Origin of the sequence: Arthrobacter sp. NPDC058288, from assembly GCF_042880995.1 — a bacterium.
GTDB lineage: Bacteria > Actinomycetota > Actinomycetes > Actinomycetales > Micrococcaceae > Arthrobacter.
Genome location: NZ_JBHVYH010000008.1, coordinates 112,920 through 138,933 on the forward strand (window position 1 = coordinate 112,920; position 26,014 = coordinate 138,933).

Genomic DNA, 26,014 nt, shown 5'->3' on the forward strand with positions numbered 1-26,014 from the left:
CTAGTCGTTCGAAAATGACCCACCGGCCTGGGAACCATTCCCGGCCGCCATGCCCAAGGTCCGGACGGAATCCAGTCCGCCATACCTGGTTATCCGCAACCCTCAATGTCAGCTGCTCCAAATTCACCCGTAGGCCTGCTGCCGCGAATGCTCTGGCGGCGACAAGGACCGTCTGTGCTGCGTCCTCAACCTGACCTCTGCGCAGCAGCACGCCGGCGGTACGTCATCCGGTCCGGGATTCATCCTTGGACCAGCTCACCGGTCAAGGCGGAGAGGCGGAACTTCCCCTGACCCCCTGAGGATCAGTTCACAGGGGACGATGTAAGTTCGCGGTGCCTGCTGGTGTCCGTTGATACGGGCAAGAATGCGTTCTGCGGCTGCCCTGCCGATGTGCTCGGGGTGCTGGGCGACAACGGTTATACCAGGGTTCATCATGTCCGCGAGGGTGAAGTCGCCGAATCCGACCAAGGCTACAGCCCCGCTCAGCCCCAGTTCCTGCAACGCCCGCATTACACCGAAGGTCACCAAAATCTGTGCAGAGAAGATGGCCGTCGGCGGTTCAGCCCCCGTGAGTAACTCTCTTGCCGCCTTACGTGCTAATTCCTCACTGCGGAGTCCTTCCAGGAAGTGAACGGAGTCGGTCGAAATACCTGCGCGGCCCAACTCATCAATAAAGCCGCGGCGTCGCTCCCGGGCGGTCTGGATGTCCGTGCGACCACCTAGGTACGCGAGTTTGGTGTGGCCTTGTGAAATCAGGTGCGAGGCGGCCTTGGCCGCGCCAGCGGCGTTATCACTCACCACTGCATCGGCATCGATGCCGACGGGCTCCCTGTCGATGAAGATCATCGGAACGTCCTTGGAATGTTCCGGCAGGTACCCCTGGCTTTTGGCGACCGGGGTCAGAACCAGTCCATCCACGCGCCTCCGGAGAAACGCTTTGACCAGCTCCGCTTCACGTGCAGCGTCATCATCCAAGCTTGCCGCGAGGACCGCCAGGCCGTGGCTCGCCAGAACATCACTGAGGGCACGATGGATTTGGCCATGAAATGGGTTAGCGACGCTGGGAAGCAGCAGCCCGACGGACAATGTTTGTCGGCTGGCCCGGCGTAGGCTTTGGGCCGTCATGTCCAGCTGGTAGTTCAGTCCTTTTGCCGCCTTCAACACTTTCTGGCGGGTGACTTCAGAAACACCAGGCTCGTCATTGACGACCCGGGAAACCGTTTTGATGCCTACTCCGGCCAAAGCAGCCACATCACGCATCCTCGGCCTAGCGGCTCCTACCGCATCCGAAGACGCGCTGACGCCGTACTCTACGATTTCCGTTGTCTCAGCCATGGTTCTGCCGGTCTGGCGCACCTCAATTCATATCCTTGTCGGGCGCTGAATGCGTCCCTGTTGAGCTCCCGGGTCCATGGGCGCATTAGCTTGGCCAGGACCAGGAGATGGCCCGGCGCCTGGTTGCATAGTCGTGGTTGCACAGTCAGACAGGTTCCGGAGTTCCTGGAGACAGATCTCTCAACCGGGCGTGGGTGCCGGGAATGGCACCACGAGGCTTCGGAGAAATGCATCTGTGGGATTGGGCTGGCGGTCTCTGCCATGTCCAGAGGCCCAATGACCAGCCTTTAGGCCTGGTGAACCGTAGGTGCAGTCTCAAGCTGGTCGGCCACGTGCTGCCAGCCGTCGCTGAACATGCCGTATGCGGTTTTGATCTCGACACCAGCGGGAAGTTCGGGGCATTCGTTTTCGCCGTTGGTTCCCCAGTTGACCCAGCCAGATTGGCGGCGCTGGACGATCTGGAAAGCACCGGAGGGTTCGGAGGTCCACCAGACCATGGTTCTGTCGAGTTCTGAATGGAATTCGGCGGTTTTGGAGGCCGGCCCGGCGAAGATGGTTTCGTGCGGCACGGCCGAGACGTCGAGGGGGGCCTCTGTTATCGTCCAATGCCGCTCGGGCAGGTCAGCGAGCACGTGCGAGGTTGCCCTGACCCGGGCAAGACGTGCGCGGATTTCCTCTTCACCCAAGGCACCTTCCCAGCTGCAGAACAGGCGCCAGTACAAGTCCCAGTGCGCGGCTTCGATATTGCCGGTGAGCTGGCGGCGGAATTCCTGGAACTTGGCAGTGCTCGAGGAAGAGGTTGCAATGGTTTCATTGACCATGTGTGCGAGTTCAGCCGCGTAGGGGTCCCCGGCGCGGTATCGTGTGCCGCCGTATGCTTCGAAGCGGTCAAAGACCACATCGCCCTGGCCGGCCTCAAATTCATCGCCGACGGTGATCTTGTTGGTTATAGAGCGGCCGTTGATTACTGTCTGGAAGTCATCCACCCAGTAGCTGCGGGTGAAGTAGGGGGTGCCGTGGGTGAATTTCCAGTCGATGGAAAACGTCTTGCCCTTGAGCTCCTCGAGCAGGCCGTCGGGGATGATGCCGTGCATCCGGTAGTGGTGCAGGATGGGACCGTGTTCAAGGGTCTCGATGTCGACGGTGGTGTGTTCGGGCGGGTTGATAAGGCCGTTTTCGGGGGTGAAGAAGGGGCCGTAGAAGCCACCTATGGCGTTGTTGCCCGAGGGCAGCAGGTCGATGCCTTCTTTCAGAGTTGCGAAGTGACGAAGTCCCCACTTTGAGGATCCGGTGCCCTCAGCCGTGCCCGAGCACATTTCGAGGTCGAAGTACCCTGTGTCCAGCCGGACGAAGGCGTCGGACTCGACAGGTTCCCGTTCGCTTATCCCCTCCACACGCCCGGTGACCGGTGCGGCAAGGGTGAGCTCCAGGTTTCCCTCGAAGGTCACTACGGTGATGAACGTGGTTTTACCCGCTTCGGGCTGGGCATTCAGCCGCTGGCAGATAACGGGCTCTCCGGCACTGGTAGTTGCCGTCCAGAGGTTTTCCGTGAATTCTCCGTCGACGGTGAAGGTCACTGGTTCGTTGATCCGGCGGCCGGGAAGGCCGTCCTTGATGGCGATAGTGGGCAATGCCACGGACTTTTTCCTCTCAAGTTATGGGCGTGGGGCTACAACCCGACCACTTCTGGGAAGTGGCCGGATCGTCCCGTGCGGCAGGCAGGATGTGACTGCCGGCAAGGGGAGTGCTCTTATGCAGGTGTCTGGGCGGCTATGGCCCTGGACCACGGCAGGCGCAGGGTGCGTTGTTTCAGGCTGTCGATAGCCACCGCGAGGATGATGACGAGGCCCTTGATCAGCAGCTGTGTGAAGAACTGGACATTCATCAGGATCAGCCCGGTGCTGAGGACACCGAGAATGATGGAGCCGATCAGGGTGCCGTAGATCCGTCCGCGTCCGCCGACAAGGCTCGTGCCGCCCAGAACAACGGCGGCGATCGCATCCAGTTCATAACCGGTGCCGGCTGTCGGCTGGGCGGAGACCACTCGAGCGGAGAAGATGACACCGGCGAGTCCGGCGCAGACTCCGGCGATGACATAGACGGAAGTGATGACACGTTTGACGTTGATGCCTGCCAGCCTTGCGGCTTCTGCGTTGCCGCCCACTGCGTAGACGTGCCGACCGTAGCGGGTGCGCTCGAGGACGAACCACGCCGCGACGTAGACGATGAGCATGATCACCACCGGCACTGGAATTCCGGCCAGATAGCCGTTGCCAATGTCCCGGAAACTGAGTGTGTTCGAGACAATAGGCTGCCCGTCCGTCATGGTGTAGGCCAGGCCTCGTAGGAAGGTCATGGTACCGAGGGTGACGATGAAGGCGGCCAGTGCCAGGTAGGCGCTGAGCAGTCCGTTGATTAGCCCTGCGACCGCCCCGGTCAGGACGCCGACGAGGATCGCAACGGGTGCCGGCAGCCCTGCAATACCAGCCATTACCGATGAGACTCCGGCGACAGCCAGGATGGAGCCGACGGAGAGGTCGATTCCGGCTGCGAGGATGACGAATGTCATTCCGGCAGCGAGAATGGCGTTGATCGAAATTGACCGGGCGATGTTAAGCAGATTGTTGACGCTGGCGAAGTTCGGAGCTATGACCATCATCAGCGCCACGAGTGCGATGAGGACTACGAGGATTCCTACCCGGTCCCACCAGTAGGCGAAGTCGAAGCTGCGTCCGGGCTTAGGTGCCGTTTCTGCCAGGACGTCCGCGTCCTGTGGGGGGTTGAGGGCCTGGTTAGTCATGGGATTCTCCGTTTGTCTGTGCTGCGGTACCTGTGGCGTGGGACATGATGTCCTCTTCGTTGGCGGTGCGTGAGTTAAGTTCGTGAACGATCCGCCCGGAGCGCATTACGAGCAGCCGGTCGCTGATGCCTATTGCTTCGGGCAAGTCTGACGAGATGACCAAAATGGCCTTGCCTGCCTTGGCCAGGTCATTGATGACTTCATAGATCTCGCTTTTCGCGCCGATGTCCACGCCCCGGGTGGGCTCGTCAAGGATCAGCACGTCGGATTCGCGCATCAGCCACCGGGCCAGAACCGCCTTCTGCTGGTTGCCGCCCGAAAGGGCGCTGACCGGCAGGCGCAGGGCGTTCTGCCGCAGGTGCAGGCGTTCCATCTGCTTTTTCACGGCATTCCGGATTTTCGCCCGTTTGAGTACCCCGGCGTTCACGTGGCCCCCGAGGGAACTGATGGCAATGTTGTCCTCAACGGTGTGGGACACGAACAAGGCCTGGTCCTTGCGGTCTTCGGGGACCATGGCGATTCCATGGGCGATCGCCTGAGCCGGGCTAGATGCCATTGCTGTCTTGCCTTGCACAGTGACGGTGCCGCCGCGGGGCCGGTCGGCGCCAAAGATCATCCGGGCCGCTTCCGTACGGCCGGCTCCAATGAGCCCGGAAAGGGCGACAACCTCGCCTGAGCGAACCTGAAAACTGAGCGGCCCGATTCCGGCTCCATCGGTGAGTTCCTTGACGTCCAGCATGACATCCCCAGGGCTGTGCCGGTCATGGTGGTAGAGGTCCTCAAGGTTACGTCCCACCATCATCCGCACAACATCAGGAGGGCTGATTTCGGTCTTCTCGCGGGTTCCGACGTACGTCCCGTCGCGGAAGACGGTCACCCGATCTGCAAGCTCCCAGACCTCTTCCATACGGTGGGAGATGTACACGAGTCCGACGCCAGCCTCGCGTAATTCGTTGATGATGGCGAATAGGTGGAGCGTTTCGCTCCGTGAGAGGGCCGCCGTCGGTTCATCCAGTACCAGAATCTTGGCGTTTTCACTGACTGCACGGGCAATCTCCACCATTTGTTGCATGCCCACGCTCAGCTGGCCGAGCTCGGTGCGCGGGTCGATCCGTGCACCGACCCTTGCCAGCTTTTCACGGGCCTGGGCGATCATGGTGCGGCGGTCCAGCGCCCCGAATCTGGTCGATGGCTCTCGTCCGAGGGCCAGGTTCTCGGCCACTGTCATCGCCGGTACGGTGTTCAGCTCTTGATGAATGATGGCTATGCCGTGTGAAACGGCCTCGTGAGGGGAACGAATGTCGATTTCGCCGCCGTCAATCAGGATCCGGCCGGAATCGCGGACAACGTTTCCAGCCAGGATCTTCATCAAGGTGGATTTGCCCGCCCCGTTCTCGCCCATCAGGGCATGGACTTCACCGACACGCAGATCGAAGTGGACGTTGTTAAGCGCTAGGGTAGCGCCGAAGCGCTTCGTGATGCTTTCCAGCTGCAACAGCGGCTGGCGGGAAGGTGTTCTGGTCATGGCGGCCTATTCTCGGTCCGGCTGTGTGGGGCCGCTGCGATAGCGGCCCCACACGGGCAATGGGTGAGCCTTACCAGCCTGCGTACTGGTTGACGTTCTCCCGGGTCACGAGCTCACTGGGGATCAGGATCGTGGTTTCCGCCGGGGGCTTGTTGTCGATGATGTTCTGGGCAACCTCTACCGCCTTGCGGACCATCTCCGCCGGGTTCTGCGTTGCCGTCCCAATGAAGGGCGATCCGGGCTGCTTGAGTTCGGCCACTGCTTCCGGACTGCCGTCAACGCCAGTGACTTTCACCGCGCCGTTCTTACCGGCCTGCTGGACCGCCAAAACTGCGCCCAAAGCCGACGGGTCATTCATGCCGAAAACACCCTGCACATCGGGAGTGGCGGTGAGCATGTCTGTGGTTACAGCCAGGCCGGAAGCACGGTCGTTCTTGGAAGCCTGCTGCCCGACCACTTTGATATCAGGAAAATTCTTGACAACGTTGTTGCAACCGGTGATGCGGTCCCGGATCGTCTGGAGCGGCGTTCCGTCCACCAGGAGGACATTGCCCTTCCCTCCCATCTGCTCGAACAGGTACTCGCAAGATTTTTCGCCGGCCTGCACCGCGTCTGTCATCACGACGGCGTCGGCGCTCTTTGCCGGAGTGTCCACGGCAATGACAATAATGCCCGCCTGCTTCGCCCGCTCGATCGCCGGCTGAATGCCGTCCTCGTCTACAGCACTGATGACGATCAGGTTCACGCCCTGCTGGATGAAGGTGTCAATCTGAGTATTCTGATTGGCCAGGTCAAGCTGGGCGTCCTGGGTGTTGGCGGTGGCGCCGATCTTCGCGGCAGCGTCCTTGGCGCCCTTATCCATGGCCGAAAAGAACGGGTTGGACATGTCCTGGACCATGAGGCCGATTTTCTCGATCTTTGTCGGCTTGCTGGCGCCAGGCTGGCTGTCACCAGAGCTGCAGGACGTCAGGCTGAGCGCGGCCATTGTTGCAGCGGCTGTGAAAACTGCCGACTTCTTGATGAGCTGATTCATTTTCGGGTCTCCTTTGAACCGGAACCGGCGGGCCGTGACGGCCGCCAGGTCCGTGAAAAACGTGGTCGATTTTTGGTGCTCGGTGTTACCCTTGGCTCGCTTCGCGAAGACAGGGATTTAGGGTCAGTTCTTCCGGCGTGACGTAGCTCTGCGGTGTTGCAGTCTCTGCCGAATTAGGCCTTAACGGGACGTGCCGGAGGGTAAAGCAAGTGGTTTGTGCCGGGCCGGCAGGTGCGTCCTTGCCGTGCCAGGCGTGTCGTAGGGGACAAGTGATGACGCCAAGGTCGCCGTGAGCTGAACCCGGTCGGTAACCTTGGCTGCTACTTTCGGTCGGGGAGGGGCTGGGTCAGCACCCGCAAGACTGTCGCACGATTAAGTCCGCGTTCACCTCCCGGCGGTCCTCGGGACGGTAGTCCGGCACGGGGGAGTAGCCTCGCCGTTCGGCTTCCAGCTGCCCATCGAGGATTCGGGTTAGCGTCTGCGCGGCCAGCACGCCTATCGATTCGCTGTCCTCATCCACAACTGTCAGCGGCGGAGCCAGCAGCGGCGCCCAGGCAAACTCGTCGAAAGCTATGAGTGCCACCTGGGCGGGAACAGCAATGTCACGTTGCTGGAGTACTGTGAGGACGCCGTGGAGCAGGGGGTTGTTACCCGCGATAATCGCCCCTGGCAGGGCCCGGCCGGGGGCATCCAAGTAGCCGGACAACGCCTTATGCGCCGAGTTTGAGTCGTTCTCCGTCTCTAGGACGTGCAGGACCGCCCCATGCTTGGTCGCCGCTTCACGGAGGCCACGCTCCCGTTCGGCACGCGTGGACCAGCGGCCCGGATAGGCCAGAAAGAGCCAATCCCTAAGCCCGTGTTGGGCCAGGTGCGCTCCGGTTTTCATGCTCGCCGCATAGTTGTCCGTGAGGAAGCTCGGTACCTGGGTGGCTTCTTCCGGCGGTGCTGAGTCAACGAAGACCACCGGGATGTCCCAGCTTTCCAGGAGCTTGATGTTCTCCATGCTCAGCGTGAGGGTGGTGATTATGCCCGCGGTGCGCGACTGAATCAGATCCTGAACGATCGCATCTTCGACCTCTGCGGTGTAGACGCCTTCCGCGGCGATGTCAGCCACAACAGCATTCCGGCCAGAACCCCGCAGGACTCGCTGAATGCCCTTCATGAGGTCCAGATAGTAGTAGTTCGAAGTGCTCGCCGTGATGACCGCGACCGAACTACGCGACTTCTTGCGAAGTTCCTGTGCAGCGCGGTTCGGGACGTAGCCCAGCTCCCGTGCAGCCTTTAACACAAGCTTCCGGCTCGCATCCGAGACATCGGCACCGTTGCTAAGGGCGCGCGAAACGGTAAAGGAAGAGAGACCGGTCACTTCACTCAGGTCCCGCAACGTGGGCTTCTTTGCCATTATCGCGACCACTTTCTAATCGTTTAGGGAAAGGTATCGCGAAATTCCCAATGCGTTACCTAAAGGATTAGGGTTAACCATAGATGTGACTGCACACACACGTCAATAGTGCGGGTTGACTCATGGGCCAGGTTCGCAGATATAGAGGGCGGTCACGGTCTAGGATGTGTTCGCCGTGCCTCAAGCCTTCACGCTTGACTCCGGTAACAGGACTCGGCTTCAGGTCCGGGGAGCCCAATACGCGACCTTCCCCTGCCCATCGCCGAACGCCGATAATGAAGATTCCGTCAACCTGCAGGACGGTGGCGGGGACGGGACAAGAGGGATTCCGATGCGGACCGGTGCACCTGGTCCCGATGTTTTGGAGTGTTAGCTTTCCTCAAACGCGGAATACCGAGACTTACGCAAACAGGCTTTTGCCAGAATCCCCGGTAGTAAGAGCCACCGCACGGACGGTCAGGGGTCATCGCCTAGGTCGTCAGTGAGGAGCCCTGGTGTCGCGCTTGAGCACATTTGAGCCCATCAGCCCCTACTGTCTTCTGTAGGCGCCCAGGAAGGGCTCCGTAGATCTGCAAAGGAATGAAAGAACTCCATGAAGGCTTACCCAACGGTCCACAACAAGCACGACAGGTACGCCCTGCCGGCGTACGAAATCCGGGGACAGGAGCTGTACCCGACGGTTCACAACAAGCGCGACAGCTACGCCCTGCCGGCGTACGAAATCCGTTGCTGACGCATAGATGAACTTTGATCAGGTCCTCTTCCCGGGTATCCCGAGTGCCGAGGACGGGAAACTTCGTTGCGGAGCGGCCGATCTTCAACGATGACGAGTACCACAAGCAAATGCCTGCATTGGGCGCGGAGGCCTTTCACGCAAGCTTGGCTTGGCGCAGGTATTGGTAGACCGTTTCCCGGCTGATGCCGTAGTCACGGGCAAGAACAGCTTTCGGAACACCGATGCCGGCGCGCTGGACCATCTCGGCCGCCCGCTCCGGCGTTAGGGTCTTCTTCCGACCTTTGTAGGCGCCGCGCTGCTTAGCCAGAGCGATGCCTTCCCGCTGCCGCTCCCTGATGAGGGAGCGTTCGAATTCGGCGAAGGCACCCATGACGGAGAGCATGAGGTTGGCCATGGGGGAGTCTTCACCGGTAAAGACCAGGCTCTCTTTGACGAACTCCACCCGGACGCCCTTGCGGGTCAGGCCCTGAACGAGGGCACGCAGGTCATCGAGGTTTCGGGCGAGCCGGTCCATGCTGTGCACAACCACGGTGTCCCCGTCGCGGGCGAACCGCAGCAGTTCATCCAGCTGCGGCCTGGCGGTGTCCCTGCCGGATGCCTTGTCCATGAAGACCTGATCCAGGACCTGGCCCTCGAGCTGGCGTTTCTCGTTCTGGTCAAGCGTGCTCACCCGCACGTACCCGATCCGCTGTCCATTCACCCGGGCTTCCAAACCTCCTCCTGTCAGATTGAGTTCTAAACCCGCCCCACAAGAAAGTCAAGACCGGACCGGCTCGTCAGCTTGGGGTTACTTCGTCCTGCGCTCTTGGGGATCGATGCGATAAATTCGCCGGGCGGAAGGCAAGTAAGTTGCAGCCCTCGGAACACTAAGATTCAGGGGTGGGACTACGCCCACTTGAGTTGGGGATTAGCGCATTGGACGACATTAAGTACGAAGGCAGCGAAACTACTGACGCTGGGACACTGCCCATGCCAGGTGTAGCGCTCCGAGACGGTATTAAGGGTGGAATGACAGCCGCCTTGAGGGGTCGAACGGGGGAGTGGGTCGCACTGCCGAACCTCGTGGGTTCTGGGGAACAATCCTTGCTAGGCGGGGAACGACAAGAAGTGAAGGATGAACTTCTTCGTGCTCTGACAAGTGACTCGCTGATCGTCCTCACGGGGCTGGGTACGTCGCTAGGGATTCCACCCGTCGCCGAAAGCAAAGCTCCGAACATGTGGGACTTATGGGAAAAAGTCAGCGTTCTCGACGGTTTCGCCTTCGCTTCAGGTGATGTACCCGCAGAAATCCTTGAAGCCCAAAATATCGAACACTTTCTCTCGCACATCCAAGCCAAGCTGAGCATCAACGATGACTGCGAGCTCAGTGATTTCTTGGCCAAAGCTCAAGACGTTATCTTGGATGCCTGTAGTTTTGTGGGCCCCCAGAGCGAACTGGATATTCACCAACTCTTCCTCCGGAAGATTGGCCGCCGGTCCGCAAGACTTCAGCGGACGAAGCTATTCACGACCAACTACGATTTGGCCTTCGAAGAGGCCGCTGCTCGCGCCCGGTTCCACATCATCGACGGATTTGGTTTGGCCTCCCATCGAGATTTCGAGGGGGCCCTGTTCGATCTCGATTTCGTCCGGCGAGGGACCAATGATCGTCTGATCTTGGAGGGCAACGTGCTGCACTTACTGAAGCTTCACGGGTCTGTTGATTGGGAACGCAGCGGCGCCTCGACTCGCCGGGTTTCGGGGAAGCCGAAGGATCCAGTCTTAATCTACCCGTCAGCTAATAAGTACCAACTGAGTTTTCGCCAGCCCTACCTTGAGATGATGTCCAGATTCCAGATGGCGTTGCGGCTCCCGGATGTCTCGCTTCTGGTTGTCGGGTTTGGGTTTAACGACGAACACATCGTCGCGCCCATCGAGGCAGCGATTCGCGGCAACGTTGGCCTACGACTCATCGTGGTCGACCCTGGCATCCGAGCTGAGTCAAAGCGAAGCAAGTCACTGACCTGGCTTGAGAGGTTGGCTCAGGATGGCGACCACCGAATTTCCCTCCTGGAGGGACGGTTCGACGACTTGGTGAGAATGATGCCTGACGCCTCCGAGTTTGATGAACGGCAAGCGCACGCCGACAGGATCTCCCGTCTGGACGATCGAGGGACGGGCTAGTGTTGCACCTCTTCCCACAAGATCGACACGTTGGAACAGTTAGCAGAGTGGAAGGGTCATTCATCACCGTTGACCTACCGTCTGCAGGAGCACTTCCAGGAAATCACTTCGGCCAGCGTTTGGGACAGGGCGAAGTTGGCGAATTTCTGGTCGTTGAAACCGGCGGAAGAGGCGTCTTCGGTCGACTGATCGAGGTGACTCGGACAGGCCCGGAGCGCGATCCTCGAGAGCATGAAAGAACGCCCCGCAGTGAGGGCCGCGTCCAGCTCCTCTCGACATTGGACAGTTCTGGCAGTGCACAGCGTGGGATCGCCGTCTACCCGCGGCTCGGTGATCGTGTCTTCGCGGCCAGCGAGGAATCGGTTCGAGCGGTCATTGCTGGCGGCGAACCGGAGCAGTCGTTTCAGGAAATCGATATGGGAATCCTGGCCGTAGGAAATGGAATTGGGGTCCGCGTTTCTGCTCAGAAACTATTCGGACGACATACCGCGGTTGTCGGTGCCACGGGCTCGGGCAAGAGCTGGACGCTGGCACATTTAGCCTCCAGCACTCTGGAGCTCGGCGGGCGGATGATCTTGGTTGATGCTACCGGGGAATTTCGGAGTCTCGGAGCAACAGCCACGCACCTCGCTCTGGGCTCGACCGAGAACGAACCTCTCGCGAAGCTCGTAACTGTTCCACATTGGCATATGCGAGAATCGGATAGAAACGCCTTCATATCGCCCTCCAGCGGGTCTCAGTTGCCCAAACTTCGAGCGGCGACGAGGTCCCTTCGGCTTCGCCATTTTCTGGATAGCTCAGCCCCGGCTTGGCTGGCTTCATCCGGCTTCGGCCCACATCTTGGCACTGAAGGTCTATTCAGTAAGGCTGGGCATAGTCGCGAAGCTTTCGATAAGGCTCAGCAGATGCTGGCCCCGACGATCGAGTCGCCGTTTTCACCCTTTAGTTTGCGTCATTTGGCCCGCCAAGTACTGGAGGAGTGCGTATACCCTACCGATACGAACAGGCCCAGCCATTTCGGGAGGGTGGATCCGAATGCGCAGGGCTATGCCAGTAGCTTGGTTAGTCGCATCGAGGATTTGACCCAGACCCCTGAGATCATGTCTGTTGTCGAAAGCAATTCAGGAGGGAGCCTGCTTACCGAAGTTCATAACTGGCTGAAATCAGAGGAAGGAGGAGTGCTTCGAATATCCCTCCGAAACCTCACATTCAGCCACAACCTGAGGGAAATCGTAGTCAACGTCCTCGGGCATGCATTGCTCACAATGGCCCGGCGTGGAGACTTCAGATCCAATCCTGTCGTAATCGCACTCGATGAGGCGCACCAATTTTTCGACGTTACGATCGGGGATGAAACGACGGCGCACCTCGATGGATTCGATCTCATCGCGAAGGAGGGCCGGAAATATGGCCTGACTGTTTGTCTGGCCACCCAACGCCCAGGTGACTTGCCATCCGGCGTTCTGAGCCAGGTCGGTATGCTCATCGTACACAGGCTCGCCGATGGGCGTGACCGTCAACGAGTAGAACAAGCCGCTGCCGAACTGGACCTGTCTGCCATGAGGTTGTTGCCAGGTTTAGTTCCCGGAGAAGCGATATTTATGGGTGTGGATTTTCCGGTTCCAGTGAGCGTACGAGTTCGCAAGCCAACGTATCCACCGGAGTCTGACGGGCCGCAGTACGCCACCGGTTGGAAACCCCATACAGCTAGGTCAATCTAGAAAGGCCGCATAGACCCTGAGGAGTACCGAGAAGTAGGGGAACGACCTTTCCAGATGGAGAACTCACTGTGGTGCTTAGAGCAATTCACGATGGATCCGGAGCGCCTGTGCCTCAAATAATGCCACGCATGTAGCCTGAAATAGGCGTCGTGAGCAACTATCAGCCTACTTACTTTACGTAACGTCCGTTATCGGCGTTAAACCCACGGGAGTAGAAGTAGCTGCGAATACTCCCGCGCGTAGACGAACCGGACGTCTTCGCAGGTCAGAAGCGCTTTGCATGCTTGAGAGTCTTCGCCCGTGACATTTGGATTTGCCGCGTTGAGCCTTGATGCCATAGGTTTCCTGCATCTAATGCATGTTTCCATGGTTTAGGGGTTGCAGTGAGTGGTGCCGTTCCGGGTTTCGTCCCGCGGATGCTGGTGGATCCGGATGTCGGGCTTTTCAGGGCCGATGAGCGAGCTTTCACTGCGATGCTGGACGGCTGGCGGGCGCAGATGCTTGCTCGTGGGCTCACAACAGACACCATCAAGAAGCGCTGCCAGCTGCTGGAGCGGTTCCAAAGGTTCACTGGTGAGTTCCCGTGGCAGTGGCGTCCGGCGGACGTTGAGGATTTCCTGGCTGACCTTCGGTCCGGTGAGAAGCCGATCAGCCTGAAGACGCTGCGCTCGTACAGCAACGCCGTGGCGATGTTCTGCTCCTACCTGACGCATCCTGGCTATGGCTGGGGCGAATTCTGCGAAAGCACTTTCGGCGATATTCCGAGCCAGATCTGCTTCGAATGGAACACGCCACGGCACACGACCGATGACGCCGTCCCGGCGCAGAAGCGATCGTTCACCAAGGCGGAACTGCAGCGGCTGTTCGATCACATCGACGATCTCATTGACCGTGAGTACGCGGCCTGCACCAAGCGCTGGCTGCCCCTGTTCCGCGATTCCGTGGCTTTCAAGGTTTGCTATGCCTACGGGCTTCGCCGGCGGGAAATGACCATGCTGGATCTGGAAGACTTCGGTCCAAATCCCCACGTCTCCGACTATGGGCGCTTCGGTGCCCTCCAGGTCCGTTTCGCCAAAGGTACTGCAGGCTCCGGTCCCAGACGGCGCACTGTCCTCACGGTTCCGGAGTTCGACTGGGTGGTGGACCAGCTGAAGACCTGGACGTCCGGCGGGATGCGGCAGCGGTTCGCGACGGCTGATCGGTCATCGGCTCTTTGGCCAAGCGAGCGGGGCGCCCGGATGTCGCTTGGTTCTTTCGGGGATGCCTTCGCAGCTGCACAGGACGCCGTTGGACTGCCAAGGAACTCGGGCTGCACTGCCTTCGGCATTCCTATGTGACCCACCTGATAGAAGCAGGCTACGACCCGGCGTTCGTGCAGACCCAGGTCGGCCACTCGTACGCCTCGACCACCGGCCTCTACACGTCGGTATCGTCGGACTTCAAGCAGAAAACCGTGCAGCAGATGATCGCACGCCGCATCACGAACTTGGAGGACCCAGATGCCTGAACAGCGCCGGATCGGCTACCGCTGGAACTTGCGTTCCCTCATGGCCAAACGCAACCTCTGGAAGACCACAGAACTGATGCCTCTTCTGAAGTCCCGCGGCATCAACCTCTCCGAAAGCCAGGTTTACCGGCTGGTCACCGCAGCGCCGGAACGCATCCCGGCCAGGACCTTCGCGGCTCTCTGTGACATCCTGGACTGCACTCCCAACGACCTCTTCGAACCGTTCGTTGAAATGCGGGCCGCGGCGACAGCCAACGCACCCCAGCGCAGCGAAGACCTCGGAATCCAGCCAGGAAACCCGATCGCTAAGCGCATCCGCCTTGTCAGTCCCGAGGACGGTGAGTAGGCCGCGCAAAGCAGAGGACCCGATCCGCTGGCCGGTCCCCTGCGCCCGCTGCGGCCAGCACCACCAAACCGTCGCACGATGGCCCGACGGCGGAGTCTGCGGCTACTGCTACCAGCAGGCCAAACGCACCCGGGGCACCTGCGCCTGCGGCCACGAAGGCGTCCTGCCCGGAATGGTCGATGACCAACCTGCCTGCCGCCGATGCTCTGGCGTCCGGCTCAACATCGACTGCGAGAGCTGCGGAGCCGAGGACGAACTGCACAGCCGCGGCCGCTGCTGGACGTGCGTTCTGGGCAACGTCGTAGACGACTTGCTTACCGATCCGGTTACGGGATCCATGGCCAACGAGCTCGTCCCGCTGGCAGCCGCGCTGAAGTCAATGAAGCGGGCCAACAGCGGCATGACCTGGATCCGCCAAAAGCACGTCACGGCATTCCTTCGGAACCTGGCAGTCGCACCCACAATCACTCATGAAACCTTCGACCAACTGCCGGACTCACGCACCCGCGAAGTGGCCTGCTCACGGAATATGGCGTGCTCCCCCGACGCGACGAACTTCGAAGGCGCTACGAGAACTGGGCTGCGGAAGCCATTGAACGGACAACCGACCCCCAAAACCGTGAGCTCATCCGCCGCTACGTTCGCTGGCACCATCAACGCCGGATGAACCAGATGAACGAGGTCACGCACGGAACCTTCCTCCGCGCCAAGCAACAAGTGACGGTCGCAATTGAACTTCTCAACTGGCTGACCGACCACGGAATCAGCCTGCGGGACCTAACGCAGGCACATCTAGACGTATGGCAGGCCGGAGGACCCACCACCCGGCGCGTCGCCGAAGGCTTCCTGAAATGGGCCATCAAGACCAAAGCCGCTCCGGCAGGGCTGGCCATCGTCCCGCACCGCCGCGGCACCAGCCCCAAGCTCGCCAAGTCAGGGCAGGATGAAGCACTCAACCGCGTGGTTCACACCCACGGACTTGACGCACGAGACCGCGCCGCCGCCATCCTCGTCCTCGTCTTCGGACAACAGGCTGAAAACATAGGGCGGCTTACCTGGGACGACGTGACGGTCACCGACGAACTCGTCACAGTCCAGCTCGGGACAATCGACATCGCCCTACCGGACCCCTTGGACAAACCTTGGCGGGAACTCGCTGCGAACCCCGGTCATAACTTAACCGCCTCGCACCCCAACACCAATTGGGTATTCCGCGGAACCTCACCAGGCCGGCATATCCACCCCGGACATCTCACAACCCGTCTCGGCAGGATATTCAGCACCCGGGCCGCACGGCTGGGAACCCTCCATGAGCTCACCAAGCTCGCCCCAGTGGCCATCATCGCCGAAACCCTCGGCTACTCCTCTACAACCATCGAACGCCACGCCACCGACTCAGCCGCCGCCTACGCCCAGTACGTAGCAGCAGTTAGCGATTCAGTCCTGCACGCAGAGCGGGGCAACTAGGACTATCTGGACGCGGTTGCGTTCGAGGAGCATCTCCCTCGACGTTATCGGGGCCTAAAGCCGCCTGCCCCGACGATCCCAGTTCTGGCGACGGGCTTCTTCCTCGTCCCAGAAATGTCCCTCGTGGTGGCGCACGTAGAACAGATAGCCAGCGAAGGCTGCGCAGATTATCAGCATTGCCAGCATGAGGTAACGAAAGGCGTCCCAGGCTTCATTCCACCGGAATGCAATTTGCACGATTGCGTTTAGGGCCATGAAGGACACCATGACCAGCTGCCAGCGAAATCCGCCCCGCGTCATACGCGGCTCAAGGCGCTTGCGACCCTCAGACATATCCGGAGCCTACAACCGGAGGAACTTTCTGTCATGAACTCACACCGGTACCACGAAGCAGGATGAGTCCGTCCCGCGGCGCGAGAATGACGGAGGGCAACTCCCGTCCCATGAATACCCGTGCATGCCAGTTTACCCGCGGGAGTAGAAGTAGCTGCGCAAACTCCCCGCTCATGACGAATCCGACGTTTCCGCAGGTCAATCGGACTTTGCTGGTGTGCGCTGAGCTGCCCGTCCTGCAGAGTCGAGCAAATCTGGCCGCGTACCGCGTCGGCGGTCGCCGTGGCTGCCTGCGAAGCGGCGTCGCTGGCGGCGCCTTTCACTGCGTACTGCCCCTGGCCCCAGCCAGCCACAAGCAGAATGAACGGGGCTCCGATGACAGCGACAAGACGAGGATTTGTGCCCTCATCGTAGTCGCGGCACCCGAGACGCACTAACGGTCGGCGCAGCTGGCCAACGGGCGGTGATGCTCCCGGGAACACCTCAGGACAATCGATTTTGCCTGGTGGCCCGCCGGACAGTGTTTCCTTCCCGCCGCCGAGCAGCATCAGGTTGCTGCCCAGTCCGACGCTTCCCGTTCGCACCACAGGGAAGGTCCCGTCGGATACGATGTGCCGCGCGAGCGGATGCCCGCGGGTTCGTGCCCGGCTGTGGCCACGTCATCCGCCCGGGGCGCAGCGGAGTCAGTTCCGCTGGCCGCGTCGGCTGCTTGTCTCCACGAATTCCCCGCCCGGCCCTGCGGGCCGCGGCACGCCGCCAAGAGTTTCGATGCCATTTGTGGTGACGCGGATGGCCCGGGCGGTGGCGATGTCGAAGAACAAGCCGGTGGCCTGCACCCGTCCCGCGGACAGGGCTGATCCAACGGTAGGGTGCTGCCGGAGTTTGTCCAGCTGGACGGCGACGTTAACCATGCCGAGCTGGTCGAGGTGGTTGTAGCCTGCTGCGGCCGCGGCGAGTGCCACCGGGTGGCCGTCCAGCAGTTCGCCGTAACTGGGCCGGGCGTGGCCGAGCCAGGCGTCGAAGGCTTCACCGAGGGCCGGGCCAGCGCCTGCAGCGTCCTCGATCACGGCTTTCATGGCTCCGCAGTTTGAGTGCCCGCAGATCACGATGGACTCCACGTCCAGGGCATTGACGGCGAAGGACAGCGCCGACTCGGTGGAGGGATCCTGGCCCTCCTGGCACAGGACGTTGCCAATGTTGCGGAGGGTGAGCAGGTCCCCGGGCCCGCTGCTGGTGATCAGGTTTGGGTTCACGCGCGAATCCACGCAGGCTATGAAGAGGGTGTCCGGGTTCTGCCCATGGGCCATGTCCTGCACGTGCCGGCTAACTTTGTCGGCATGGCGGCGGTGGTACCTGTCGACGCCCTGCAGGATGGAAGGTACCGGCGGCTGTCCTGCGCGGCGATCAACGTCTTCCGGTGTCAGGCCACCTTCCGCCGCTTTCCTGTCACCTTCGGGCAGCGGTCCGCCTGTGTGTCGCCTGTTTCGGGGCGGGAGCGGAAACTCCTGGGTTTCCTGACGCCGGGGGGCGTTTTGGGCCGCGTCCTGGAACGCCGTGTTGCCATATTCTTCCAGCAGGACGGTTCCGCCAGCTGCGGCGTGCTGCTTCTGCCAGGCCAGCACCGCTTCCCGGAAGGCGTGATCTACGTAATCGGCATTCAGTTCCACGAGCACGTCGACGCCCTCGGGAACGGCGTGCAGCACCCGGTTCAGTCGCGGAAGCGCAAAAAAGCTGCAGGAACCGGCGATCGTCACACGCCAACCGCCCTGTTCCGCCCGGGCCTGGTGGGCATCGATGGAGACGCGCAGTACCCGCCGCAGCACAAAGACCGAGGCCACGGCCAGCCCGATGAACACGCCTTCGAGAAGGTTCAGGAACACCACGCACAGCAGCGTGGCGGCATACACCACCAAATCGCCGGTCCGCGCTGCCGTCCTGATCTCTGCGACCTTGATCAGGCGCGTCCCGATCACGATCAGGAGCCCGGCCAGGACCGCCAGCGGAATCATCTGGATCAGCCCGGCGAACAGGACCGAGAACATGAGGATCCAGAGCCCGTGCAGCACCGCGGATTTACGCGTCCGGGCCCCGGCTTCCACGTTCGTGGCGCTGCGCACGATCACTCCCGTCACGGGCAACCCGCCCAGCAGCCCGGAGACAATGTTCGCCGACCCTTGGCCCATGAGCTCGCGGTTAAGGTCGGTGCGGGCCCCGGTGTGCATCTTGTCCACCGCCACCGCTGAGAGCAACGATTCGATACTGGCGATCAGCGCAACCGAGATGACAGCCAAAGCCGCTGCTCCCCAGTTACCGACGGGCAGGTCCGGGAGGGTCACGGCATCGAAAATCGAACCGTCCAGGGTGATCCGCTCGATCCCGGGTGCCAACGACACAGAGATGGCTGTGCCGGCGGCGACAGCGGCCAGCGGCCCGGGTACCTTACGGACCGCCGCGGGCAGGTACTTCCACATCACCAGCAGGCCAATGACCACAAGACCCAGCAGAGCCGAGTGGAGCTCCACCCCCGTCAGGGCCGCGGGAAGCCGGACCAGGTTTTCCACGGCAGACCCCGCCGGCTTGCCACCGAGCAGCACCTGCACCTGCTGCAGGACAATGGTGATCCCGATTCCCGCGAGCATCGCGCGGACCACCACCGGGGAAACGGCCAGCGCGGCCCGACCGGCCCTGCTGACTCCCAGCAGGAGCTGCACAAGACCGGCCGCGGCAGTGATGGCACAGGTCACCGCCCAGCCGAACTCCTGCACCAGTCCCGCGACGACAACCGTCAGACCGGCCGCCGGGCCGCTGACCTGAAGAGGAGATCCGCCCAGGCTGCCGGCCACGACGCCGCCGACCGCGGCTGCGATGAGACCGGCCATCACCGGAGCGCCCGAGGCCGCCGCGATACCCAGGGACAACGGCAGAGCCACCAGGAACACCACCAGAGAAGCCGGCACGTCGGCCCTCAACGCGTTCAGAAACGGCACTCTGGCTGTGGAAGCCGATGGCCGGGACGGCCCGGGAACGGCTGGGCGAACAGCGGATCGTGTCATGGTTTCCTTCGCGCGACATCAGGGACACCAAGCAATCTATAGCCGCCAGGTAACGGCAGGCTTACGGGTCCCTGAGTGTTCCCTGCAAATCGGTGCGCGGGGCGACAGCCGAGGCCGTGGACCGGCCTCCCATAACGGGTGTTTAGCCTGCCGCGGACGGGTACCTGGTTTCCGGTGCTTGTCCCGGGGCCGAGAAGCCGCCGACCAGCTCGCTGGCCGGGCTGCCTTCGCCCTTCAGTGATGACCAGCGGGAAACGGATGCTCGCCCGAGCCAGGGTCAGCCGGGAGCGGACCATTGAGGGTTTGGGCGGAACGGTCATTGGCCACAACAGATGGTCGAACACTCGTTTACATACCGTGCCAGCCCGGATGACCCACGCTATACGACACGAAAGCGTTTCCTAATTATTCCAGTTGAAGTTAGGCTAGCCTTCCCTTTATGGTGGCGCAGTGAATCTTCCCCTTGAAATCGCGGGGGTTGCCTTTGCCGCGGGGCTTGCCCGCCATGGTGACCGGCCCGCTATCCTTACAGGTTCCCGGGCCATCACGTACGGTGAGCTGGCCGGACGGGTGCAGGATTTTGCGCACCGTTTAGGCGCGTCCCGGCGGCTGGTCGTGCTCGCCGCCGACAACAGCATCGACTCCCTCGTAGCCTACCTGGCGGCGCTTTCCGGTGGCCATCCGCTGCTGCTGGCCCCCGCCGGCAACCCTGCGGCCCTTGCCTCGCTCGTGGCGGCCTACGATCCCGACCTCGTGATCCGCCCTGCCGCTGGCGGGCACGGGGCGGATGCGTTGCAGCTGGATGAGGTCCGGGCCGGGACCATCCACGAGCTGCACCCGGATCTGGCCCTGCTGCTGAGCACGTCCGGCTCCACGGGGTCCCCCAAGCTGGTGCGGCTTTCGCACAGCAACCTGCAGTCCAACGCCGAGTCGATCGCCGAATACCTGGGCCTCACCGCCGACGACCGGGCCATGACCACCCTGCCCATGTACTACTGCTACGGGCTCTCGGTCATCAACAGCCACCTGCTCCGCGGTGCCGGGTTGGTGCTGACCGGCCTGTCCGTGGTGGATGAGTGTTTCTGGCAGCTGTTCCGGAACCGCGGAGCCACGTCCTTTGCGGCCGTGCCCTACACGTTCGAACTGCTGGACCGTGCCGGTTTCGCGGACCGGGACCTGCCCACCCTTCGCTACATCACCCAGGCCGGTGGACGCCTGGCACCGGAGGCGGTGACGCGGTATGCGCGGCTGGGCCGCCGCGAGGGCTGGGACCTGTTCGTCATGTACGGGCAAACCGAGGCCACGGCCCGGATGGCTTACCTGCCGCCGCACCTGGCGGAGGGGAACGCCGGATCCATCGGCCTCCCGGTTCCCGGAGGAGAGTTCCGGATCGACCCTGTTCCCGGCCTCGATGATCTTGGACCAGGGCACGGCGAGCTTGTCTACAGCGGACCCAACGTGATGCTCGGCTACGCGCGGAAGCCCGCGGACCTCGCCTTGGGCCGGAGCGTGCAGGAACTCCGCACCGGAGACCTCGCCCGGCAGCGCACCAACGGGCTGTACGAGGTGGTGGGCCGGCGAAGCCGCTTCGTGAAGATTCTGGGCCTAAGGATCGACCTCGGCCAGGTGGAAAAAGTCCTCGCAGGCCTCGGCCTCAAGGCGGCCTGCGCCGGGACGGACGCCCAACTGGTGGCCGCCGTCGAAGGAACCCACGACGAGCGGATGCTCGCCAAGTCCCTGGCGCAGGAACTCGCCCTGCCGCGCGCCGCCGTCACCGTTCACGCCGTCTCCGAGCTGCCCCGCCTCGCGACCGGCAAGACCGACTATCCCGCCGTCCTTGCCCTCGCCGCTGTGTCTCCCGGAAGCCCGAAACCGCCTGCGGCCGTCATCCCGGAGTCAGGCACCGGGGCCGGCGGCACCGGTGATTCCTGCACCGCCTACTTTCTCGGAAGCGGAATTCCCAACGACGGGACGGACCCTGCGGGCGGGTCCCCCGAGGACGTGAAGCGGATTTTCGCCGACGCCCTGGAACGGAAGGACATCGGCGACGACGACACCTTCGTCTCTCTGGGCGGCGACTCGCTGTCCTACGTGGCGGCGTCGGTCCGGCTGGAGCGGGCTTTGAGCCCCCTGCCGGCCAATTGGCACGTGACGCCCGTCAAAGACCTCACCCCCCGCGGGCCAAGCAAGCCCCGGCACAGGCTCCAGCGGACCATCGCGCCGCTCGAAACCAGCATCGTGCTACGCGCCGTCGCGATCCTGACCATCATCAGCACCCACATCGACCTGATCCGCTGGCCCGGCACGGCCCACATCCTGATGGCCGTGGCCGGATACAACTTCGCACGCTTCCAACTGGACGGGCAGCGGCTTCCCCGCCTCCGGCGCCAACTGCGCAGCCTGGCGAGGGTGGTGCTGCCCACCGTGGCGTTCATCGGCGCGGTGATGCTGCTGGCCGGCGACAAGTTCCACTACACCACCGCCAACCTGTTCCTGCTGAACACGATGATCGGGCCCGCCGAGTGGACTGACGCCTGGCACTTCTGGTTCATCGAGGTGCTGGTCTATGTGCTGGCGGGGATGATCGCGCTGCTGTCCATCCCGTGGGCGCACCGCGCAGAAAAGCGCTTCCCGCTGGCGTTCCCCGTGGCACTCGTGGGCGTCGGGCTGCTGTTCCGCTACAACCTGGTGCCGTTGGACATCCTGCACACGCGCCCGGTCCTGTGGCTCTTCGCCCTGGGCTGGGCGCTTGCCCGGGCCCGGACATGGCCGCAGCGCCTGGCACTTTCCGTCCTTGCGGCCCTGACCCTGCCGGGCTACTTCGATGACCCCTGGCGCGAAGCCACCATCCTGGCGGGCATCCTCATGATCGCGTGGATTCCGGCCATCCCGTTGCCTAGGGCCCTTCACCGCGCCGTCGGCGTGGTCGCCAGCGCGTCGCTGTACATCTACGTCACCCACTGGCTGGTCTTCCCGGACTTCAAAGAGAACCAGCCGGAACTGGCCGTGCTGCTGTCCGTGGCTGCAGGTATCGCCTATTGGGCCATCTCAGTACGCATCATGGGTGCCGCGGAACGAGGCCAATCCCGGCTCTGGAGGAGCTGGAAGGCCCGACGGCGGCAAACCGCTCCCGCCTAGAAACCGCCCAGGAGGCAGTCCGTGCCGCATCCTGTCCGGCCGGTTCCCGCAAACGGATCGGATGCAGTCAGCAGGCCTGCCGCCGGCCGAAGCTACGCCCTAATACGGCGGGTGGCTACTTCCGGAGGCTTTTCTGTACCTTGTGACCGCGGATGACAACGCCTGCACTGTGAAGCACCAACCCCACGCCGATGACGGCAAGCGACGCGAAGGTCAGGGTTTCGTTCCTGAAAACTTGCCCCAAAATAGTGAGGACGATTCCAACGGCGATCGATCCCATCGCACCGAAAACAACAGCCTTGTAGGAGGCGGATGCGGTCGCCCAAAACTCATTCAACACCACCCCAGCATACCGGCTTGCCGCGGCTTCAGTTCTGCGTGGCGCCGGTCAAGACCATCACTGAAACCTCCCCGCGCCGGTCACTCCCAATGATCTGGCCCGCCCCACTACGTAATGCGGCTCCGCTGATGCGCGCTAATGGGAAGGAGCCACACCGTCCGGATCGTGGGTTGTCCGCTCAACGCCCGGCCGTTGTCATGTTCCGTTGGACCTAGATGGCGTAGGGAGAGCCGCCGTTGGGGGAATCGCGTCCGCTTCCGAAAGAGCCGAGCAACCGGGACGGCTCTCGTTGGTCCATTACCCTCGTGGCTCTGGGCCGGAACCTTCACCGCGCCCGTCCAGGCACAATGCTTTCTGACGCCCTGATACCGCCGCCCACGGCGCACTGGGGGCGGCGGCGCCGCACGGTCAGCCCTGGACGCCGCCGCTGCAGACGGCCCCGGGCTCGGGGGTCTGCGGGCCCTGCCGGTATTTCTGGATGAACGTCGCCAGGCGCTCGTCGCTGCCGCTGTCCACCGAGAGCTGCTTGCCCCAGGCGGTCACGGTCACGGGCGAGGCCTGTCCGGCGACGGGGCTGAGCAGAAGGTAGTCCTGGCTGCCAGCCAGGGAAGTCAGTTCGGCGATCTGCTCCTTGGGGAGGTCCGGCCGGTAGGAGAGCCAGACCGCGCCGTGTTCGAGGGAGTGCACGGCCTGCATCTGCTCCACCGCGACGGTGTACGTCCCGCAATTCGTCCACACCGGCGCGTGGTCCCCGCCGGTGGCCGAAGTCCGCGGGTAACTGACGGGTTCGCGGGTATGGTGCCGGGACTGGCCGGGGGAAATCCTGCTCACCCTCGACAGGCCGGGCCGCGGCCGCCTTGGCCTGCTCGTGCTGCTGCACTTCACCGACAAGCACGAACGTCACGCCACTGATGATCGAAGCGACCAAGACCGCCCGTGCCGTAGATCAGCCACGCCCGGCGCCTGTCGGCGGCGCGCTGTTTCGCCTGGATCGTCTTCAGGATGGCTGTTCGTTCCGCGGCGCTTTTCCGTGCTGCCGGCATGGTGGTTTCTCGCTTTCGTCGAAAGGGGTCAGAGTCTGCCGCGCAGTTCCTGGAGGGCGGTGATCTCCGCGGTCTGGGCTCCACGATGCGGGCGGCGAAGTCCCGGACCTTGGACGTCTCGGCGAGACGGACGGTGGCCCTGGCCATGTCGGCGCCGGCCTGGTGGTGGCGGACCATCATGTCCGTGAAGAGCCGGTCGGCTTCGGCGCCGGAGGACTCAAGGGCCCTGCATCTGTCCGGCGGTGGCCATGCCTGCCATCCCGCCGGTGCCCTGCATCCCGCCTCCGGCGTCCGGTGCCATAGTGTGCCCCGCACCGGCCTCTGCCCCCATCCACGCCCTGGGCGGTGCCGTCCCTGCCTGAGGCAGGCCCCAGTCCTGCAGCCAGGCAAACAGCTGCCCGTTCTGCTGCTGCTGGGAGGTGGCGATGTCGTAAGCGACGGCGCGGATCTCCGGGTCGGCGGACTTGTCACGGATCAGCAGGGCCATTTTCACGGCCTGGGCGTGGTGGGCCTGCATGTCCCGGGCGAAGCCTGCGTCGGCACCGGAGTCGGATACCTGCGCCGGTGCCGGGACTGCGGTCAGCCGGCCGATGGCGAAAAACGCCGCGGCCGTGAGGACCACGACTGTCGCGAAAACAATCCACAGCCGCATCCGCCGGGGGCGTCCTGCGCCCGGCCCCGGGGCCTCCGGTTCGTAGAGAAGGGACCGTGGGCTGCTGGTATCTATGCCACAGGATATCCACGCCCCTGACCGGTCCTGCGGATTCACGGTTTGACCGAACAGCACCTCTGAGTGCAGGGGGTATCAGCAGCGGGTCCCTCTGCGGGGTGAGGCCCCGTTCCGCTGCGTCAGCGCCCTCTCGTGATGGCGTGCCGACGATCCGTCATCACGTCCCGGCGCCTCAACCTGTTCAGTGGTGTGCCCACTGAGTAGCCGCATCAGCCACCTGATTATGCCGCCGGAGCCAGTGCCCCTGGACCCTGTTCGTGGCCCCCGCGCACGTGTCTGCGGTCATGCCCGCCGTACCCACGGGCGTCCCTCCTTCCGTACCCATGGCTGTCACGCCCATGACCGGCGTATCCGCTGCCGTGTCCAATGTCAGTTTGTTTTCTGCCTCCGGCCGGTTAAAGTGCCGGCGCATATGAACCGACCTGCCCGTGATGGGCAATGGCCCCTGACGGGCTGGTGGTTCCATCAAAGAGCGACTTTTTTCGGGTGAGAGCGCCAGGCGATGCGAGCGTGTGTCAGTAAGCCGCCAAGGGTGAAGGGGGTCAGGCGGCTGCAGTACGGCCCCAGCCGGCTTCCTGCCGTTTCTTGGCCGGGGCGGGTTCCTGCGAGGTAGCGAATGCCAACACGGACAAGTAAAGGTCGGGATGTCCGTCTGCACGCTTCGGTGCCCGCGCGGTATGGGAACGTGGGTGCCGGAGCTGATTGGCCGGGTAGATTGGAGGGATGGCATACCTTTCACCTCTGTTTCGGCGCGCCCTTTCCAGTGTGGCTGCGGCCGCTGTCGTGGGGGCCGTGTCAGGCTGCGCCGGGCAGGTCTCCGCGGGTAACGCTGACGTACCGGCGTGGCAGGCCGCCGCGCTTCCCGCCGGTTCGGGGACCGTAGCGGCGGACGCCGGCAGAATCCTCAACGGGCAGCCGGTGGTTCACACAAAGGACGTGCAGGCAGGCAGCTATGCGTTGACGCTGGTGTGCGAAGGCGGGGGCAAGGCCTTTCTGGGGGTGCGCTCCGGCGGTAACGAGGTGATGGAACTGGGGGCGGCCTGCAACGGCACCAAAGAGACAGCGAAAGTCAGCGTACCCGAAGCAGGCCCGCTGGAAATACGTGCGTCCAGTGTGGATGCGCCCCTGCTCTACGCCTACCAGCTGACGGTTGCCGGGTAGGTGGCTGGCCGATACTGTCAGGAGGGAGGCCGGCATTGATCTCCGGAGTGATGAGCTGCACACCCTGGATGCGCCGGATTTCCCCGGAGGTCGGCGTCGCCGCTCGCGCCCGAGATTCCCACGATCCGCCATTGCCAGTGGCTGTTCCGTGGGAGGCATGGGTCCCCGGGCAGATGGGTCG

At 62.8% G+C, this 26,014-nt stretch carries 23 protein-coding genes; 10 read left to right on the forward strand and 13 right to left on the reverse strand.

From position 1 onward, the window contains the following. Nucleotides 1-255: 255 nt before the first annotated feature. The 6 genes from ACFVWT_RS18745 to ACFVWT_RS18770 form a co-directional block, all read right to left on the reverse strand. The gene (locus ACFVWT_RS18745) at nt 256-1,260 is read right to left on the reverse strand and encodes a LacI family DNA-binding transcriptional regulator (RefSeq protein WP_390250446.1); all 1,005 of its coding nucleotides are present in this window, start codon (nt 1,258-1,260) and stop codon (nt 256-258) included. A gap of 362 nt (nt 1,261-1,622) precedes the next feature. Next, nucleotides 1,623-2,972 carry a hypothetical protein gene (locus ACFVWT_RS18750; protein WP_390250448.1) on the reverse strand — a complete coding sequence of 450 codons (1,350 nt, stop codon included), beginning with the start codon at nt 2,970-2,972 and terminating at the stop codon, nt 1,623-1,625. Between the two features lie 113 nt (nt 2,973-3,085). After that, nucleotides 3,086-4,135: a ribose ABC transporter permease gene (locus ACFVWT_RS18755; protein WP_390250450.1), complete on the reverse strand. Its 1,050-nt coding sequence runs from the start codon at nt 4,133-4,135 to the stop codon at nt 3,086-3,088. Continuing rightward, nucleotides 4,128-5,660 carry a sugar ABC transporter ATP-binding protein gene (locus ACFVWT_RS18760; protein WP_390250452.1) on the reverse strand — a complete coding sequence of 511 codons (1,533 nt, stop codon included), beginning with the start codon at nt 5,658-5,660 and terminating at the stop codon, nt 4,128-4,130. Before ACFVWT_RS18760 ends, ACFVWT_RS18755 begins: the two co-directional genes overlap by 8 nt. 70 nt (nt 5,661-5,730) lie before the next feature. Next, on the reverse strand, nt 5,731-6,693 hold the full coding sequence (locus ACFVWT_RS18765; RefSeq protein ID WP_390250454.1) for an ABC transporter substrate-binding protein: 963 nt from the start codon (nt 6,691-6,693) through the stop codon (nt 5,731-5,733). 346 nt (nt 6,694-7,039) lie between these two features. Further along, nucleotides 7,040-8,095: a LacI family DNA-binding transcriptional regulator gene (locus tag ACFVWT_RS18770; RefSeq protein ID WP_390250456.1), complete on the reverse strand. Its 1,056-nt coding sequence runs from the start codon at nt 8,093-8,095 to the stop codon at nt 7,040-7,042. A 592-nt stretch (nt 8,096-8,687) separates the two neighbouring features. Between ACFVWT_RS18770 and ACFVWT_RS18775 the strand changes: the two genes are divergently transcribed. Beyond that, the gene (locus tag ACFVWT_RS18775) at nt 8,688-8,828 is read left to right on the forward strand and encodes a hypothetical protein (RefSeq protein WP_390250458.1); all 141 of its coding nucleotides are present in this window, start codon (nt 8,688-8,690) and stop codon (nt 8,826-8,828) included. Between the two features lie 136 nt (nt 8,829-8,964). Here ACFVWT_RS18775 and ACFVWT_RS18780 read toward each other — a convergent pair whose 3' ends face one another. Beyond that, nucleotides 8,965-9,531: a recombinase family protein gene (locus ACFVWT_RS18780; protein ID WP_390250460.1), complete on the reverse strand. Its 567-nt coding sequence runs from the start codon at nt 9,529-9,531 to the stop codon at nt 8,965-8,967. A gap of 407 nt (nt 9,532-9,938) precedes the next feature. On the opposite strand from ACFVWT_RS18780, the gene ACFVWT_RS18785 reads away from it, so the two are divergent. The 7 genes from ACFVWT_RS18785 to ACFVWT_RS18815 all read left to right on the forward strand — a co-directional run bounded on the left by ACFVWT_RS18785 (nt 9,939) and on the right by ACFVWT_RS18815 (nt 16,035). After that, nucleotides 9,939-10,994 (forward strand): SIR2 family protein, encoded by a 1,056-nt coding sequence (locus tag ACFVWT_RS18785; RefSeq protein ID WP_390250462.1) that lies wholly within the window; start codon nt 9,939-9,941, stop codon nt 10,992-10,994. 47 nt (nt 10,995-11,041) lie between these two features. Next, nucleotides 11,042-12,715 carry an ATP-binding protein gene (locus ACFVWT_RS18790; RefSeq protein WP_390250464.1) on the forward strand — a complete coding sequence of 558 codons (1,674 nt, stop codon included), beginning with the start codon at nt 11,042-11,044 and terminating at the stop codon, nt 12,713-12,715. 383 nt (nt 12,716-13,098) lie between these two features. Further along, a complete protein-coding gene (locus tag ACFVWT_RS18795) occupies nt 13,099-14,052 on the forward strand; it encodes a tyrosine-type recombinase/integrase (protein ID WP_390250467.1) in 954 nt (317 codons plus the stop codon). Further along, the gene (locus ACFVWT_RS18800; protein WP_390250469.1) at nt 14,049-14,222 is read left to right on the forward strand and encodes a hypothetical protein; all 174 of its coding nucleotides are present in this window, start codon (nt 14,049-14,051) and stop codon (nt 14,220-14,222) included. The genes ACFVWT_RS18795 and ACFVWT_RS18800 overlap by 4 nt, the downstream gene beginning before the upstream one ends. After that, nucleotides 14,215-14,568 carry a helix-turn-helix domain-containing protein gene (locus tag ACFVWT_RS18805; RefSeq protein WP_390250471.1) on the forward strand — a complete coding sequence of 118 codons (354 nt, stop codon included), beginning with the start codon at nt 14,215-14,217 and terminating at the stop codon, nt 14,566-14,568. The genes ACFVWT_RS18800 and ACFVWT_RS18805 overlap by 8 nt, the downstream gene beginning before the upstream one ends. Continuing rightward, on the forward strand, nt 14,561-15,235 hold the full coding sequence (locus ACFVWT_RS18810; RefSeq protein WP_390250473.1) for a hypothetical protein: 675 nt from the start codon (nt 14,561-14,563) through the stop codon (nt 15,233-15,235). The genes ACFVWT_RS18805 and ACFVWT_RS18810 overlap by 8 nt, the downstream gene beginning before the upstream one ends. Further along, complete coding sequence (locus ACFVWT_RS18815; RefSeq protein ID WP_390250475.1) at nt 15,232-16,035, forward strand: hypothetical protein; 804 nt, start codon at nt 15,232-15,234, stop codon at nt 16,033-16,035. The genes ACFVWT_RS18810 and ACFVWT_RS18815 overlap by 4 nt, the downstream gene beginning before the upstream one ends. A 54-nt stretch (nt 16,036-16,089) precedes the next feature. On the opposite strand, the gene ACFVWT_RS18820 is transcribed toward ACFVWT_RS18815, so the two are convergent. Both ACFVWT_RS18820 and ACFVWT_RS18825 read right to left on the reverse strand, forming a co-directional pair. After that, on the reverse strand, nt 16,090-16,368 hold the full coding sequence (locus ACFVWT_RS18820; protein ID WP_256247976.1) for a hypothetical protein: 279 nt from the start codon (nt 16,366-16,368) through the stop codon (nt 16,090-16,092). A 683-nt stretch (nt 16,369-17,051) separates the two neighbouring features. Next, a complete protein-coding gene (locus ACFVWT_RS18825) occupies nt 17,052-19,421 on the reverse strand; it encodes a SulP family inorganic anion transporter (protein ID WP_390250477.1) in 2,370 nt (789 codons plus the stop codon). A gap of 450 nt (nt 19,422-19,871) precedes the next feature. On the opposite strand from ACFVWT_RS18825, the gene ACFVWT_RS18830 reads away from it, so the two are divergent. Continuing rightward, entirely contained in the window at nt 19,872-22,559 is a 2,688-nt protein-coding gene (locus ACFVWT_RS18830) for an AMP-binding protein (RefSeq protein ID WP_390250479.1), read from the forward strand. 115 nt (nt 22,560-22,674) lie between these two features. Here ACFVWT_RS18830 and ACFVWT_RS18835 read toward each other — a convergent pair whose 3' ends face one another. The 4 genes from ACFVWT_RS18835 to ACFVWT_RS18850 form a co-directional block, all read right to left on the reverse strand. Beyond that, nucleotides 22,675-22,899 (reverse strand): DUF3188 domain-containing protein, encoded by a 225-nt coding sequence (locus tag ACFVWT_RS18835; protein WP_390250481.1) that lies wholly within the window; start codon nt 22,897-22,899, stop codon nt 22,675-22,677. Between the two features lie 408 nt (nt 22,900-23,307). Continuing rightward, nucleotides 23,308-23,730, reverse strand: coding sequence for a DUF3105 domain-containing protein (locus ACFVWT_RS18840; protein WP_390250483.1), 423 nt, complete (start codon nt 23,728-23,730; stop codon nt 23,308-23,310). A 50-nt stretch (nt 23,731-23,780) separates the two neighbouring features. Then, nucleotides 23,781-24,122, reverse strand: coding sequence for a hypothetical protein (locus tag ACFVWT_RS18845; protein ID WP_390250486.1), 342 nt, complete (start codon nt 24,120-24,122; stop codon nt 23,781-23,783). A 37-nt stretch (nt 24,123-24,159) separates the two neighbouring features. After that, nucleotides 24,160-24,594 carry a DUF305 domain-containing protein gene (locus ACFVWT_RS18850; protein WP_390250488.1) on the reverse strand — a complete coding sequence of 145 codons (435 nt, stop codon included), beginning with the start codon at nt 24,592-24,594 and terminating at the stop codon, nt 24,160-24,162. 801 nt (nt 24,595-25,395) lie between these two features. Here ACFVWT_RS18850 and ACFVWT_RS18855 point away from each other — a divergent pair. Further along, nucleotides 25,396-25,833 (forward strand): hypothetical protein, encoded by a 438-nt coding sequence (locus tag ACFVWT_RS18855; protein ID WP_390250490.1) that lies wholly within the window; start codon nt 25,396-25,398, stop codon nt 25,831-25,833. Nucleotides 25,834-26,014: the final 181 nt, after the last annotated feature.